Origin of the sequence: Paenibacillus sp. PCH8, from assembly GCF_002968835.1 — a bacterium.
In the GTDB taxonomy this organism is placed as follows: Bacteria; Bacillota; Bacilli; order Paenibacillales; family Paenibacillaceae; genus Paenibacillus.
Genome location: NZ_PKQK01000001.1, coordinates 1,057,394 through 1,073,549 on the forward strand (window position 1 = coordinate 1,057,394; position 16,156 = coordinate 1,073,549).

Annotated in this window: 13 protein-coding genes, 1 other RNA gene and 1 pseudogene; 3 read left to right on the plus strand and 12 right to left on the minus strand. The window is 43.0% G+C overall.

The annotated features are described in order from the left end of the window. Positions 1–60: 60 nt before the first annotated feature. The 6 genes from C0Q44_RS04695 to C0Q44_RS04720 form a co-directional block, all read right to left on the minus strand. Positions 61–1,374, minus strand: coding sequence for an extracellular solute-binding protein (locus C0Q44_RS04695; protein WP_105406253.1), 1,314 nt, complete (start codon positions 1,372–1,374; stop codon positions 61–63). Between the two features lie 113 nt (positions 1,375–1,487). Continuing rightward, positions 1,488–3,068, minus strand: a complete 1,581-nt coding sequence (locus tag C0Q44_RS04700) for a response regulator (RefSeq protein WP_105406254.1) — start codon at positions 3,066–3,068, stop codon at positions 1,488–1,490. Then, the gene (locus C0Q44_RS04705; protein ID WP_105406255.1) at positions 3,056–4,885 is read right to left on the minus strand and encodes a sensor histidine kinase; all 1,830 of its coding nucleotides are present in this window, start codon (positions 4,883–4,885) and stop codon (positions 3,056–3,058) included. Before C0Q44_RS04705 ends, C0Q44_RS04700 begins: the two co-directional genes overlap by 13 nt. A gap of 167 nt (positions 4,886–5,052) precedes the next feature. Continuing rightward, positions 5,053–5,907: an aldo/keto reductase gene (locus C0Q44_RS04710; RefSeq protein ID WP_105406256.1), complete on the minus strand. Its 855-nt coding sequence runs from the start codon at positions 5,905–5,907 to the stop codon at positions 5,053–5,055. Positions 5,908–6,264: 357 nt separating this feature from the next. Further along, positions 6,265–6,714: a hypothetical protein gene (locus tag C0Q44_RS04715; protein ID WP_105406257.1), complete on the minus strand. Its 450-nt coding sequence runs from the start codon at positions 6,712–6,714 to the stop codon at positions 6,265–6,267. A 360-nt stretch (positions 6,715–7,074) separates the two neighbouring features. Further along, positions 7,075–8,328 (minus strand): mechanosensitive ion channel family protein, encoded by a 1,254-nt coding sequence (locus C0Q44_RS04720; RefSeq protein ID WP_105406258.1) that lies wholly within the window; start codon positions 8,326–8,328, stop codon positions 7,075–7,077. 397 nt (positions 8,329–8,725) lie between these two features. Here C0Q44_RS04720 and C0Q44_RS04725 point away from each other — a divergent pair, with 397 nt between their 5' ends. Continuing rightward, complete coding sequence (locus C0Q44_RS04725; RefSeq protein ID WP_258166171.1) at positions 8,726–9,250, plus strand: hypothetical protein; 525 nt, start codon at positions 8,726–8,728, stop codon at positions 9,248–9,250. Positions 9,251–9,547: 297 nt separating this feature from the next. Here the strand turns inward: C0Q44_RS04725 and C0Q44_RS04730 are convergent, their stop codons facing one another. From C0Q44_RS04730 to C0Q44_RS04745, 4 genes are all read right to left on the minus strand, one after another. Then, on the minus strand, positions 9,548–10,174 hold the full coding sequence (locus C0Q44_RS04730; RefSeq protein ID WP_105406260.1) for a polysaccharide deacetylase family protein: 627 nt from the start codon (positions 10,172–10,174) through the stop codon (positions 9,548–9,550). A 290-nt stretch (positions 10,175–10,464) separates the two neighbouring features. Further along, positions 10,465–10,950, minus strand: a complete 486-nt coding sequence (locus C0Q44_RS04735) for an ATPase (RefSeq protein WP_258166172.1) — start codon at positions 10,948–10,950, stop codon at positions 10,465–10,467. Between the two features lie 66 nt (positions 10,951–11,016). Next, positions 11,017–11,214, minus strand: a complete 198-nt coding sequence (locus C0Q44_RS04740) for a hypothetical protein (protein ID WP_105406261.1) — start codon at positions 11,212–11,214, stop codon at positions 11,017–11,019. Positions 11,215–12,136: 922 nt separating this feature from the next. Further along, positions 12,137–12,976, minus strand: coding sequence for a hypothetical protein (locus C0Q44_RS04745; protein WP_105406262.1), 840 nt, complete (start codon positions 12,974–12,976; stop codon positions 12,137–12,139). Between the two features lie 443 nt (positions 12,977–13,419). Here C0Q44_RS04745 and C0Q44_RS29825 point away from each other — a divergent pair, with 443 nt between their 5' ends. Further along, positions 13,420–13,608 (plus strand): hypothetical protein, encoded by a 189-nt coding sequence (locus C0Q44_RS29825; protein ID WP_146113424.1) that lies wholly within the window; start codon positions 13,420–13,422, stop codon positions 13,606–13,608. A gap of 308 nt (positions 13,609–13,916) precedes the next feature. On the opposite strand, the gene C0Q44_RS04750 is transcribed toward C0Q44_RS29825, so the two are convergent. Next, the gene (locus tag C0Q44_RS04750; RefSeq protein WP_181150858.1) at positions 13,917–14,795 is read right to left on the minus strand and encodes a Shedu anti-phage system protein SduA domain-containing protein; all 879 of its coding nucleotides are present in this window, start codon (positions 14,793–14,795) and stop codon (positions 13,917–13,919) included. Between the two features lie 433 nt (positions 14,796–15,228). Between C0Q44_RS04750 and C0Q44_RS04755 the strand changes: the two are divergent. Next, positions 15,229–15,651 (plus strand): annotated as a pseudogene (locus C0Q44_RS04755) (IS110 family transposase); the annotation flags it as partial. A gap of 121 nt (positions 15,652–15,772) precedes the next feature. On the opposite strand, the gene ssrA reads toward C0Q44_RS04755, so the two are convergent. Then, positions 15,773–16,137: a transfer-messenger RNA gene (gene ssrA, locus C0Q44_RS04760) on the minus strand. Between the last annotated feature and the right edge of the window lie 19 nt (positions 16,138–16,156).

Sequence of the window (16,156 nt, forward strand, 5' to 3'; positions counted from 1 at the left end):
CTCCTCTCCAAGATGCAGCAGGGAATTCACCTCACTGCATCTTGATTGGGTATACATGAATCAGAGACTCAATTCCGTGGGTTTAAGCTGAGCCATCTGTTCGCAGAATTCCGCAGGAGTAACGTCGCCAGCCAGAAGCTGTGCGATCAGGTTCTTATGGGCCTCCGCAGATTCCGCAGGCAGAATGTTGTCCCACCAGGCAATGAATGAGGTTGCCGACTTCATGATGTCCGCACTCGATTGATCCAGCGTGGATAGTCCTGATGTATCCAGATCGTCTGTATTCCAGCTGGGAAGTCCTGCCCCTGCCAAGTAACCCTGGGTACCGAGCTGCTCGCTCAGATACTTGAGGAATTCAACCGCTTCATCGGCATGCTTGGTGTTATTACTAATATAGAAGCCATCCACCGCTCCGCCGAAAATTTCACTGGATTTCCCTTTGCCATCTTCAAAGACCGGAAACGGAATGACCTTAACATTGCCCTTGGTTGAAGAGGATGGATCTTCAATTCCTGCATTGACCCAGTTGGCCTGGAACATCATCGCGCCGTTCCCAGCATTGAAGGCACCCAGCATTTCATCATAACCCATACTGAACATGCTGCTGTTGAACGCTCCCACTTTAGCCAGCTCCTGCATTTTCGTTGCCGCTGCTACAAAATCAGGCGAGTTCCATTTCGCAGGATCTTTGAACGCTTCAATGACCGCTTCATTCCCTGCCTGCCGCATCGCAATGATGTCATACCAGTACATGCCAGGCCAACGATCCTTCTCTCCCATCAGAGCCGGGGTGATCCCAGCTGCTTTCAACTTCTCCACTGCTTCAAGCAGTTCAGCATAGGTTGTCGGCAGCTTGGCCCCTGCCTGATCGAACAACTCTGTATTTACATAGAGATTGGCGATATGGGTGTAGACCGGAAGGGTGTAGATTTTTCCATCCTTTTCAATCGCTTCTGCCATGCCTGGGGCCATCTGTTTCTTGAGATCATCATCAACATACTTGGTGATCTCCAGTACATTTCCAGACTTGATATAAGGCTCCATGAAGCTCCCGCCACCCATGCCGTAGAACAGATCAGGTGCCTCGCCTGCCGCAATGGATGTCTTGATTTTGGTTTTGTACTGCTCTCCGGTCGTACCTGTCCGTACAACCTGAATATCGGGATGTTCATTATTCCATTTCTCGATGATTTGCGGTAATAGTTTGGCCGATGGATCTGTGTTTCCTACAGATTGATCCCACAGCTTCAAGGTAACAACTCCCTTGTCTCCTGAACCTGCTTCCTCAGATGATCCGGATGAACATGCGGCCAGGCTACCTGCAATGCCCAAAGCAAGCATTATGCCCAATGATCTTTTTAATAGCGCTTTCATTTTCTTTATGACCTCCCTAATCAGGTATGATATTCTTCTATTATTTTAAGGAAACCATCCAGATATCACCATTTAAAAAACGCGCAATCACTCGTAAAATTCAAACATCTTGACTAAGATTTATGTTGTCTATACTCATTCATGGATCTGCCCATGCTCTTTTTAAACAACACACTGAAATATTGCGGGTCCCTAATGCCCACCCTTTCGCCAATCTCATACCCCTTCAATTCGGTCTGTATCAACAGTGTCTTTGCCTTTTTCATCCGCAGATTGGTAAGGTACTCCACAAAGGTTTTTCCGGTCTCCTTCTTCATCAACCTTCCCAGATGGCCCGGACTGACAAAAAAGAAAGCCGCCGTACTCGCCAGCCCCACTTGGGGATCACCCAGTTGATCTTCCAGATAAGCCTTCACCTGACTAATCAGTTGGTCTTCCTTAATCTCATTTTTGGAGTGCACAGCTTCGGATACATATCGAACGTAAAATTCCAGTCGTGTTCGCAGTTCCGGGAGATGATCAACCTCAAGAATGGAGACCCATGCTTCCTTGTTGAACACTTGCACACTTTCGATCTGCTGCTCCAATACCACTCGCTGACATTCGGTAATCACATCCATAGCCGCGAAGCGGAACTGTGTCACACTGGAGAAGGAAACGTTAAAGATATCGTTCAGCACTTCGACGGCACGCGCGGAAGAACCGGTACTGATACAAAATTGCAATTGCTGGAGCAGTTCTGCATTGGACTGATAAGGCTGCTCGCTGTAATTCACCATATCTTCGAAATACACAACCTGATTTTTACCGACAAAAGCCTGATAATGCAAAGCGCGGCAGGCTTCCTGATAGGATTCCTCGACCTCCTCGGCACAACCATGTTGACGCCCGATGCCCATACTTACGGAGCATGGATATGATTGGGTCAGGTATCGTATAAGTGCTTCGCCATCCGGAGTAAGATCCACGGCCTCGTTCAGGACGATGATCACGATTCGGTTCTGTGTATCCGTTAGAGTCACAACATGGGGTTCCCCTTGGTAAAATGATTCGATTTCATCGCTACATTTCATGCGGAGCAATATCAACGGTTCCTCCAGCTCTTGGGAGGCGCCCCTGATCTCCACAACAGCGACCTGAATATCACAGCTCTTTATAAGCATCGGCATGTTAAAGAATACAGCCTTCTCCCTCAATTCCATCTGCGTGAGCGTGCCATTTAACCATTGCAACAGAAACTTCTCTCTGAGATACGGGAAATTCTGTTCCAGATCTGCTCTGAGTTTCCATACTTCCGCTTCCCGCTTTCGCTCTTCACCAATCATTGCCTTGAGCTTGTCCGTGACGGTAAGAAGTTCAGCAGAACGAATAGGTTTTAATATAAAATCCACGATGCCTATTTGAATGCTCTTCCGTGCATACTCAAACTCATCATGACCCGTAACGACCACAATTTTGATATCTGGATGCTTCTCCAGAATTAGGCGACTCAATTCAATTCCGTCCATCTTAGGCATATAAATATCTGTAAAAATAATATCCGGCTTCTGCTGATCTACCCATTCAAGCGCCTCCTGCGCATTGGAGGCTTCGCCTACAATCCTCATCCCTTGCTTCTCCCAATCAATGCGCATACGCAACAAATTCCGTATCAGATACTCATCGTCCACGATCAACACGTTTAATGGTTCCATGATTCATCTGCTCCATTCGGTATTTTTATCGTTATGGTTGTTCCTTTCCCCGGTTCACTCTCTATCGTCATGCCGTCTTGTACGCCATAAAATATTCGCAGGCGTTCCATCGTTCCCCACAGGCCAAAACTTCTAATCTCTCCGGTTCTCTCTGTATGGAGAATCTGAGTGATCTCTTCTTCCGACATGCCAACTCCATCATCGGAGATGGACAGGCTAACCCCGCCTTTGATGGGGTTAGCCATAATGCAAATGGTTCCCTTTGTGCCTCTGGGGCGGATTCCATGATAGAGTGAATTTTCAACCAAAGGCTGCAACACAAGCTTGGGAATAGGCGTTAGTAAACAGTCCTCGTCCACATGGAATTCGATCTCGAACGTATCCTGGTAGCGCGTTGCCTGAATTCTCATGTAGTTTCGCACAATCTCGACTTCTTCCCCAATGGTGATGATCTCACGACCTTTGCTGACACTCATGCGATAATAATTCCCTAGTGCTTCCAGAAGCTCGCATACCTGATGATTTTGTCCAGACAAGGCCAATGAAGTTATGGAATCCAGCGTGTTATATAAAAAATGAGGCTTAATCTGGGCTTGGAGCGTGTTCAGTTCAGCTCGGCGGATGGTGTTCTGTTCCTCCAGCATGCGTTTCAGCATCTGGTCAATCTGTTCAATCATCTGGTTGTAACCCAGATATAGTTGTTCAAACTCATAGCTGTTCGGTTCCACATTCACTTTCCTCAAATTGCCGCTCGGCGCCTTGTTCATGGAACGCAACAACTTATGAATGGGCTTGATAATACTATTCGAAAGTATAAATGAACTGACAAAGAAAACCGTTCCGTTGATAATCAGCAGAAGAAGTGCCAGCAAAACAAGTGACTTGTTTCGGGTATCTACCCTGTCATACGAATTCATACTAATGAACTTCCAATGTTCATTCCCATCTGACCTATATGAGACTGCATATTTCTGTGATCCGCTGTTAAGCGTGAGAGACCCTGAACTACTTTGCTGAAAATGTTGCTCCAGTTCATCCTGGTGTATAGCCAGAATTTCCTGAAAGGTGGTATTGCCCGGATCAACCGTGGAATTATCTACAATGATCTGATTATGCTCATCCAGAATGGCAATCTGGAATGAATCCTGGTTAATAAGATTGGCATACGCCTGGGCGAAGGATTCTCCTTTGATATTCATAACCAGCACCCCAAGGGGAGAGGTATCATCGAGATCCCGAATCATCCGAATGAAGGAGACCACTTGCTTATCTACTGACTCTGCGGAAACAGACTCTATTCTATTGCGTATCAGCATATATTTCCCCTTGTTGTTCACCGCCTCTTCGTACCAGGAAGATTCCTCCACATTCGCTTCCAGAAAGGAAGGTAATTCTTCGGTTCCCACGGTAAAACGATGCCCCGAGTTATCGTAAATATATACCGAGTCAATCATTGGAACCGCTTGCATAAGGTTGTACAAGTATGCACTTACTTTCGCCTGAGTCTGCAAATTGGCATATACGTCACCTTGTCTCAATAAGTTTTGCAGATTAGGATCCGAGAAGATCATTTTGGAATAGTTGTTTACATTCTCAATGATCAACTCCACATTCGTTTGAATGGAGGTGATGGTCTGTAGCGACGTCTCATTAATTTTCTTCTGCGCCGAGTTCGCCGATATTTGGCTCAGTACCACGTAGCTGAATGCAACGGTAAGCAAGATGATCAGGAAGTAGGCAAATGGTATTTTGAAGGCTAATTTTTTGGGCTTGCTGCGAATGAATGACTGCAATGCTTGAATCCATGGTATGAACATTGTTGCCCCCCGCTCTATACGACTGTACGATCTTCACCATATGTATCATTATAGCCACAACCCTGTCTATCACAATGAGCTTATCTCCACAACTTGTTCCGTACTGAACCTAAAAAGCAGTGATATCCCCTCATGGGATAATCACTGCTTTGCATGATTGGATCATTTTAAAATTCTTCGTATTTACTCGGGTCTTGGTCCCACAAGCGTCCATCCGGACGGTTAAATGAAGAGATGACCTCCATCTCCTCAGCGTTCAGCTCGAAATCGAAGATATCAATATTCTCCTGCTGATGTTGGAGTGAACTTGCCTTCGGAATTGGAATGGAGCCTAATTGGGTGTGCCAGCGCAAAATAATCTGGGTAGGTGTTTTGCCATAAGCTTCCGCGATGCGGAGAATTTTGTCGTCTTTGACGATATCCTGTACGGCATCATTGCCACGCCCAATCGGGCTCCAGGATTCATTCACAATGCCATGCTTCGCGTCCTGTTCCCGTTGAACCGCTTGGTCAAAGAATGGATGCAGTTCAATCTGATTCAGGCTCGGTGCTACGCCGGTCTCCTTAATCAAACGTTCATTATGCTCTGGCAGGAAATTACTTACACCGATGGAACGGATATATCCGCGTTTCTTCGCTTCAATCAGCGCTTGCCAAGCCTCCACATACTTGTCCTGTTTGGGGTTCGGCCAGTGAATCAGGTACAGATCGTAATAATCCAGATCGGCTCTATACAAGGATTCTTGAATAGCAACCAATGCCTTATCATACGTATGGTAGCGCCCCGGCAGCTTCGAGGTAATCAGCAGTTCATCTCTGACAACGGAACTCTGCTTGATTGCTTTGCCAACCGTCGCCTCGTTCTCATAGTTGTAGGCCGTATCCATCAACCGATACCCCGCATCCATGGCAGATACGATCGATTTGACGCCTTCCTCTCCTTTGAGAGTGTATGTACCGAACCCCATTGCAGGAACTTTCAAGCCATCATTTAACGTGTATTGAGGGATTGTATGATTCATCTGAACACTCTCCTTTGCGAAAGGGTTACGAGCCGATATGGAAAAAGGTGTATGCCTTCTCATTTATTCTACCCCTCCATACGCGCTTGAATCAAATGAATTCCATCCTCTTCTTTATTCAGGCAAAGAGAAGGTTGGCTGGTAAAGACCAATTGCCCTATAAAATAAGAACTCTACTCCCTCAGTGAGGTGGTAGAGTTCCTATTCGTGAGACAGAAGCATTAAATTTAACGATACCTAAATCAATTTCATAACTCATTAAATCAATACTTTTGTAACTAGATCTAGCCTTGATTGAAGCAGCTAAAGGTATTATGAAATGGATTCACCTGACGTTATTATGCCCTCACTATCTGGTCACGGCAACCAAACATCCCTTTTATAAAAGGTTACGCTGTAAGCATCGGTATCGCTGTATCGTCCATCTTTGCTTACCACTTTAAAATAAACATTATTGTAATCGACAAGAACTGTATCCGCTCCTGACGTATTCGTAGAAGAAGCAACCAAATTTCCGGCACTGTCATAGGCGTACAAATCGTAATCATAACCGGAAGGAGAACTCAGTACGACATTTTTGCCATGCCCTCTGAATGTAAAGTAATCTACATCTGTCGGGGATGATAGATAGGACCAGGCATTTCCACCCCAGTAAGCCGGACCGTAGGGAGTGGCCACCGTTTGCGTCGGGATTTTATACGCGGTGCTCAAAGTGTCATTCGACTCGTAATTATCCGCCAAAGCCGCACCCACAATCGATCCTGATAAAAGCGTAATCATAATAGCAGAAAACAATGTTTTCTTCATTTCATTCTCCCTCCATTTCCTTGAATAAGTTAGCACGCCAAAGAGATTTCAAACTTTTCCCACGTTCTTAGACACGCCTGCTCAGAAAAATATCCAAATCACCCCCTTCAGAATATGGAATTAATTAGATTATATTGTAAACAAATACATATTGTCTACTTGTTTTATTTTTCTCTCAACACCCATCAGAAAATGCTACAGAATCTAAAAGGGTACACCATTTCGCGCTTCAGACCTCCAATCCATTCTTGAACGTTCGCTTCGTGCCCATCAACCAATTTCGCCGCTACTTCCGGCAACATGCGAACGTAAAAACGACCACCAATAGGGTGGCCGTCACAGATATTTTGATATATCTTGTTAATACTCTCGCGAGTATGTTTTGTTTTCTTTAAGTTGAACGATATCATGGCCCGTTGGGTTCTGAAAAGCACGAAGTCCAAAGGTCGATGCAACAGCAAAAATGTGGTCAAAAATATCGGCTTGAACCGTTTCATATACTCCCCAGGCGGTATCATTGCTGAAAGCATAGATTTCGAGCGGTAATCCCTTATCTCCCGGAGCTAACTGTCTGACGATCAGCGTCATATCCTTATGAATTTTTGGATGATTTCTTAAATATTGATGGATATATTCTCTGAATACGCCCACATTCGTGAGCTGTCTGCCATTCACATTGCTTTCCATATTCACATGGTGTTCCACGTTGTAAGCGTTAATTTCATCTAACTTTGTCGTGACATACTCTTTAAGATAGTGAATCTTCTCGAATTCCACAATCATTTCCTGAGTACAAAAGCTTATGCTGCTTGTATCAATGTAGACGCTTCGCTTAATCCTTCTGCCGCCGGAAATCTGCATGCCTCTCCAATTCTTGAACGAATCCGATATGAGAGCATAGCTTGGAATCATCGTAATCGTTTTATCAAAGTTCATGACCTTTACCGTGTTTAAGGTGATATCGATCACGTCGCCGTCTGCATCGTACTTAGGCATCTCAATCCAATCCCCTACTCGTACCATATCATTCGATGATAATTGGATACCAGCCACCAGACCCAATATGGAGTCCTTGAAAACCAACATCAGTACCGCCGATAACGCACCAAGTCCACTAAGAATGATCAACGGATTCTGGCCGATCAGGTTCGAGATGACAATAATGCCACCAATGATGAATAGGACAATTTTAGCGACCTGAATATATCCCTTAATCGGTCGGATCTTGGACACTTCGTATGAACGATAGATGTCATCAAACACATTGAGCAGCGCGTTGAGTACCGTGATCATGATAATAATCATGTATGTCATCGCAGACTTCTCAATCAAGGCCTGATAGGCTGGAAAAATATAAGCAGAATAATAGATGATAACGGCTGGCACGAGATGCGACAGCTTGTGGAACAACTTCTTCTCCACAATGATATTGCCCCATTTGTAGCGATTGTTATTGACGAGATGATTAATCGTCTTCAGTACAATTTTTTTGGCAATAAAGTTAGCCAGTACTGAGATCACCGCTATAAAAATAATCGTAATTATGTTCGAAAGATATCCAATGGATGGTTCACTCATGCCAAGTCCCTCTAGTTGATTTCTGATAAAGTCCATTGTTTCCTCCTGACTCCGTTTAGTTTAGCTTACTATTATAGATTAGTTTCTAGTACGAAGTAAAATCTCAAGATACTACATCCATCGATTGATGTGGCCAAATGAGGTGCACCCTTCATGAGTTTTCCGTAACACAAATGGGCTAATGTACATAGACTGGGGTTAACTATAAATCAGATTCTTTAGCATTGGAGATGTGAACATTGAGTAATACAAAAAATAAGGCTAAGACTCAGCAATTTCCTATGAGAAAGCTTTCTCCCGTAAGCATTGTAACAGAGCTTCCACCTGTCCGCGGTCATTCAAGGATTTCCTCCTCAAATCCAAAGCCCCCATTAATGAAAAGGACACATCATCGGCGATCAAAACATGCGTGGATCGTGCCTTTCGTATCCCCATGTTTTTGAGTACAACAAACACGGTAAATGACCTGCAAGGACAATTTCTGAATCGTCTCATTGCGGAAATTGAAGATGCATTGCTATTCCCTCGCACATTGCCTGTAAGCGAACAATATCCGGAAAACATCCTGACGAATATACGACGCTTGGTTTTTTCAAGCTACGGTTTGCTCGCGATCAACTTCCGCAGGTTTTTTGTTCAAATTCTCCAATCCAATGTGGGGCCGCCGCCAACGAGCACTCCGTTCTGGGAAGGATCGACTTTTTCCCAAATCGAACCTGCTATGGCTTTTCAATTTGGCATTCCCATCTTATTAGTTAGAGAGAAGGGAACAGACGTCAATAATGGAATTTGGGCTGGAGGAATTACACCGCTTAACATATTTGTTGACTGGGATTCCGACAACCAATCCGTAGACGATTTCTTTAACAGTGTTCAATGGAGAGAGGTCTTTGCAAATTGGACTGCTGAGGTAAGGGGCAACTACTTACTTCGAACGGAACCCCTGTTTAACAATTAACACTAAATGTACATTACAGTTATGGACGATGAAACCTTTGCGCAGATTTCAATGCGGTGCTCGTTGTTTCATTCCCTGTGCACGGGCGCTAAATCCTAAATTCGTCCCTTCTTGATCTCAAAGATACCAAAAAAGAGACCTTTGAGGTCTCTTTCTAGAATATCATTTTGCTCATGTGCGTTGCTCAAATAGTTATTTCTTCGCTATCGACCGGTGACTTTCTCATGGAATTAATTATTGCCAAACACCTTTACTCGGAATCAATCCTAGCGCTTAGTATTCTTTTAATCCGGCTCGTCAAACATCACAAGAGCTTGCCAACAATTCGCTTACCGTTACGAAACGATACCCCTCTTCCGCCAGTTCCTCGACCAGCACACGAACAGCTTCCACGGTCTGGGAACGCTCCCCGTACCCATCATGAAACAGGAAAATGCCGCCGGGCTCCGCCGTAGGCCTGGTGTGCTCAAGAATGTAATCGACGCCAGGATTATCCCAATCTTTCGCACCACCGTTGACCGCACCGATTGTTCGGTAACCTCTCTCCGCAGCCAGGGACAGGATATCATCATTCACGCCAAAGTACGGCGGTCTAAAACACTTCGCAGGTTTCCCTGTTACTTTTCGTATGAGGATTTCAGCACATTGCAGTTCCTCTCCAGCTTGCTCCAGTGTCAACTTGGTTAGATCTGGATGTGCGTAGGTGTGGTTGGCAATCTCATGTCCTTCACTGTGCACCTCCGCCGCAATCTCTGGGTAAACCTCTATCTCCTTGCCAATCATGAAAAAAGTCGCCCTTCCACCTGCATTACGGAAAATTTCAAGCAATTGATGCGTGTATACCGGATGTGGGCCATCATCAAACGTGAAGGCCACGACCTTTTCCCGAACGGATACCCGATCTATTAACGATATGTTGATCATGAACTCATGAACTCCTCTCCATTACAGCTTGGCTATGATAACCTTATTATTCCATGTGCAGCGCTGCAGGTCCAGCATGCTGAGCCACTATGATCCGCTCCCCAGAACTAGTCGGACTGGGCATGAGAGAAACGGAGTATCTTTCCATCATAAACTGAAAAACCACCACCCAGAATACTGGTTGGTGGTTTCTTGACTCTAATGGAGGCGAGGGGAGTCGAACCCCTGTCCGAAGATAACGGCACATAAGCTTCTACGGGTGTAGTCACAGTTTTGATGTCATCCGAGTATTAGTATCCAACAAGAACAGGATTAGCCCAAGCAGGTATGGACTCAACACAATAGACCAAATTACTCTGCATGATTTCCGCAACAATTAAAGGCTCGTATGTATTATCAATGATGATAACTTGATCCGCGATGGCTAGAGCTGGTGTAAGGTTCTTCAACGACTCACCATATCGATAACGAATATCTTCTTCAGCAATCCAATGACCACCCTGCTCAACACGATCTATATGCATCTGGACATCTTGAAGGCCGATGTAATACAGGACAATTTCGTAACTTTTCTCTTTAGCGACTTCCATATGTTTTAGAACGAATGATCCAGACAATGTCGTTTCTATGGCAAAGTTCTCACCATTTTTTATGAGCGAGCGAATTCTTTTCACAGCTTCCCTTCCAGCAGAAAGATCAGCACTACGAGGGTTATCTGGTTTCAACTCTCTTGCGATCTGATCGGGATCTACCAGTTCATCAAGCCAATCTCTCATTTGCATACTGAGTGTGCAATCCCTGCTCCATTGGTTCCAGCAAACACAGTCATGACTGGTCTGATTTCACTCATGATACTCAAACTCTTGGCGTTTCCCAGTAGCATCAAATATAATTTCGAATTTATTACCCGCAGCATCCTCACGAACGCGTTTGTTGTTCTTTATATAATAAATAGAGGCACCTGATTCTTTGGCTTGTTTCCGTGCATGTTGATTGGCTTTTTTCAAAATTTCTTGGAGCTTTTCTCGATTTTCAAACATCTTGAGTCCCCCAATCTAAATTTCTGTTTATTATATCATAAACTAAAAAACCACCAACCAGAACACTGGTTGATGGCTTTTGACTCTAATGGAGGCAAGGGGCATCGACCCCCATATGGTACTTAATATCTTATAAAAGCCGATTCGCCTATACATAGAAGGAAAATCCCTAGGAGGACCCTATGACTGAACGAATTATCGGATACGCAAGGGTTAGTACTCTAATACAATCGAACGACTCTCAGCTTGAACGCCTATCAAAATTTGTATGAAAATGGACTGACATTGGAAAAAGTTTTTTCTGTTTCAGGATCTTCAGGAGTTTCAAATAAAATCATTGATGAAGCCTTAATTACCTTAAAGCCACTGGCATCACAAAATGGTTATATACAATCGTTCCCGGATCTCACGCATAAGAGAAGAAACAGAAAGTATCGAAGAAAAATTTGCATCGCTCGGTAAAGAGATCTATATATAGAAGAACATAAGAGACCGGTTCATTAATCCAGTCTCTTCTTAACAATTTTTATAGTTAAAATAGATACATATATAACTAAAATCACAAACGTAACCAGCATAATTATCGGTCTAAATATGTTTACTGAATCTATCGCGTTTATGCAAATAATAGAGAGTATTAAGAATGCTATGTTCGATATATGGTGTTTTGTTGTATCTTTTTTTATCAACCGGTAACTCACTAATATAACAATGTAAATATATAAACCCAAGCCTACAAAAACTGTCCAGTTAATAATATCACGCCCCTTGTATTATTTATGCTATTAATAACAATAACTCCATAAACAAAATAAAGGAACCTCTTTACCAAAATAAAATGGAGTAGTAGGTTCCTTTATTGTCTTTAATTTGTATCAAATGCATGAAAAAATCTAAAGATCTGAATAATTACGTATAATAGTTACATATGCGAGACAGCATAATAGGCATCTGCAACATCATCTTGAAGATCGCTAAAAGTATTGTAAAGGTCTACTGCAGCAAATCCAAGTGCACCTCCAGCAGGTAAAAATGTAAGTACATTACCCATAGAGAAAAATGTAAGAGTAGCTGCGAACGAAAACGATGCCGCACTTACATAAGTGTCACGATAATTAGTTTCAGCGGAATCCATAGCTGCTTTAGCTTCATAGAAATAATTATTACTCTTCGTTATACTGGTTCTGGAAGCATTGCTTCCAGTAGGGCCAACATATACCCCATGATCAAATTTAAAAGATACACCACTATATGTACCAAATGTATATCTAGTTCTATCACTGTTGCTGTAGTAATGGGAAATTGTAGGAGGTCCACCAGCATCGTTAGAGTTTAATGCGAATGAAGCACCACCGACACCAGGGCGGCTCATTGAGATTGAAGGGAAATCATTTTCTGAGATCACTTCGCCATTGACTTCTACTTCATTTTCTTCATTAATAGAAAATGTTTTAATTTCGGTTGAATCTGCGAATTTTTCTGCATATGCGGGAATAGCTGCATATGCTTCTGTTAGTTCGTAACCCTTAGTCACAGTAGAGGTATACGAAGCTTTACCGTTTTCATCAGTTACTTGTTCTATAGTTGTGGTTTTGTTCAAACTACCAAGGAAATCTCCATCAACAGTATACAAATCTTTGCTGATCGAATTAGTTTGTATAGTGGGAGCTTTGGCACTTTCATCTGGCGAAGCAAAAGCAGCAGAACTTCCTGTAACAATAAGTGCGGAAACAAGTAAAGATGATAACATTTTTTTAATCATAAAAACCCTCCTAATAAAGTATGTAATATCATACATATTATGAACTGGGTTATTCAGGAAATCAAGGTATTTTTCGGTTGTTCGAAAAGTAATCGCTGGAGGTCATGTGTTATGGCACTTATAGAGGTTTAAAATACATACGTTTTTTTATTTAGATATTCACCTACATGTGCCGCTAAAATAGCGACTCTTACTGTGAATATTTTCTTGTCCTCAGACAAATTTCAGTACACTTGCCAGCCGATTTGATCAGTCTATAAATATACAAAAAAAGATGCTTCGTATGAATAAGAATGTGCCCGCCCATATAAACGCCTTCTTAATATTGGGTCCAGTAACTTAAATCATTCTGCTGTACCAATGGCGGTGCTTTGGGAAGCTTAGGTTTATCCGATTCCCGTTCCCAGCCTTCCAGGATCACTATAGCCAATGACCAAATCCACATGATTCAGACCTTGATACAATATGGAGTCGATCCTAACGCTGGCGTTCACTTGGTAAAGTCGATGCTGAATGAGGATGCGTTGATTTTGTTGGAGGAGTATGGAGCAACCGTAGAAGATATCCCTCGTAAGCAACTATACCCGGAAGATTATGTCGAAGAGAATGGTACGCTGATTCGATTACGTTGAGGGTACAGGAGAGTTCGAAAAAAAGGCCAGTAGCGAGATACTCATCGCTGCTGGCCTTTTTGCATACGTAGCTTAGAAAAATTTAAGCCGAAGGCTGGGTAGAGAACTACATGGTTACAAAATCGGGGAAGTAAGAATATATAAAATGACTATCGTATTATAACTAAGATAAAAGCGGGAAATTCATTTAAGTATCTTTAGATATACACTTTTGTAAGAGATAAGATTGGGTGCTTCATCTTAAAAAGTATTTTAGCGAATCTAACGCCCAATACAAACGTTTTTTGAACATAGGATCTTTTGAAATTTTATTCCCCTTCACCACTAATCGTAAGACCATTACTACGCAAACTTTTCCCATAATCTATCCAATAATCGTACCTAGCATCGAGGAATTCTTTTCGAGCACTTGAGATGTAATTTATCTCTTGTATTTTTTCTTTAAAACCATTGAGACAAATAAGTTCTTTAGCACAATCAGCACGATATTTAAAGGTAGAAGGAATATGTTCTGCCCAATATTTCTTGTTACGTACCTTACACGAAGTAAACTGATAGTAGTCTCTTATCGGACGAAGTCTATCAAAAGACATAATCTCTATATTATCTTGACGCAATGCTGCTCTTTTACCACTCAGTAGTTCATTATTTTGATATTCATACCTTCTACCGTAAACAAGCAAAAACTGAGGATTAAATGTTAATTGTCTTAATTCCTGAGGGATATTAAAGAAATCGAAAAACGATAATTGATTGACAGCATTATTGAGAATCGCTTTCCATTCATAAATTTGACCAATAGCCTGTGAAAATTGTGCGTTAAAAGTACCATCTTTGTTGTACATAACTTTTGAAGGTTTTTCAATTTCAATAAATACCGGCGAAAAGGTAAGACTACTATTGGCTAACCAAAGAAAATCAGGAACCTTTTTAAAGGGATTTCCGATTGGAGGTTGAGAAATTAAAGTGTGCATATAGGGATAATGCCCGGACTGTCCAAAAAGTTCTAGAGCTCCTGGTACATAAGATGGATTTTTCTCAAGGAATACTTGAAATATTTTCTCATCATCCCCGAATGATTCAAGTAAACTTAAAAACTCTTCTTTAGATCTATTTTCATATTCTTCCCACTCTATTGGTTTAGGGGCATCCTTTTGGATCTCGTATCCTTTAGAAAATATATTCAAAAGAAGACCTCCGATTCTCATTTTGTTTGATTACGTAATATAGACACTTTTGCTTATCTAATCAATGAAATTTAAAGCATAGTAGGTCATTCCTTCTGAACCGCTCCCTGTCAAGTAGACAGTTGAAAAAACAAAAATTAGTTCATTGAGATACCTTAGCTCGGATGACGTTGCTAAGGTATCTTTTCGTATTATCAGGTTAGCCAGTAATTACTGGTTGGCCTTTTTTTGTGGTCGTTTTACGATGGGGGAAGCCGGGAGAACGTGGTGGCTTTAGGGGCAAGGACCTCGTAACAAAAACAGTTCTCCCACGACACCTCCAAAAGACCATGTTTGGGCTGGTAGGGGCAGTTGACCCCGTATAACAAGCGAAGCTATGGGTTTGGAACCATCGTGGAAAGGACCGGCAAAACGAAAGATAAGGAGTGAGAACATGGAACCTGTTGTTGGTGTAGATGTCGCTAAAGGTTCAAGTGTGATACAGGCGTTTCAAAAACGAAATGAGCCCGTTGGCAAGGCTATAGTCATTGCGCATGTTGCGAGTGGATTCGAACAATTCACGGAGATGCTAGGTGCGCTTCAAGCCGAAACCGGTGTTGCTCCAGTGGTCGTTTTGGAGGCGACTGGGCATTACCATCGTGCCTTGGTATCCTGTCTGAATCGGAGTGGCTACACCTACTACATTGTGAATCCCTTGCAATCCAAGCGAGCCAAGGGAACGCAGTTACGCAAAGTTAAAACCGACGCTGCAGATGCTTGGCATCTAGCAGAGATGTACTATCGCGGCGACGTGAAGCCGCATCGAACTTGGGATGAGACGTTTACGGAGCTACAGCATTTGACCCGGCAACACGAGTTACATCCAACAGTCATCACTCTAATCCCTTACATATCAAGCTTTCCCAACCGCAATGTACCCTAAAACGTCCACAAAACACAGAAAAGACCGCCTTTTCAGGCGGTCTCACTGATCGTACTAATGGAGGCGAGGGGAGTCGAACCCCTGTCCGAAGATAACGACACATAAGCTTCTACGGGTGTAGTCACAGTTTTGATGTCACCCGAGTATCGCCCTGTAACCGGCTATACGTTGGGTCAGCCTGATTGTCTTCTTCAGCACACCCCAGGCGGAGATGTGACAGCGTATCCCACTACTTGTTAGCCCCTAGTCCTGTCACATGGGCGATGCAGGTTAGAAGCACGCACACAGTTTCTTAGGCTGCGAAAGCGTAGTTTGTTTGTTGTTTGCCGTTTAATAGGCTTTAGCGTTGATGAAGCGGACGCGTCCCCACTACCCGCTACCTATGCTCGAACTATCCCCGTCGAATCCATAAACGCCCCCTCATATAAGAAGGGCTCCA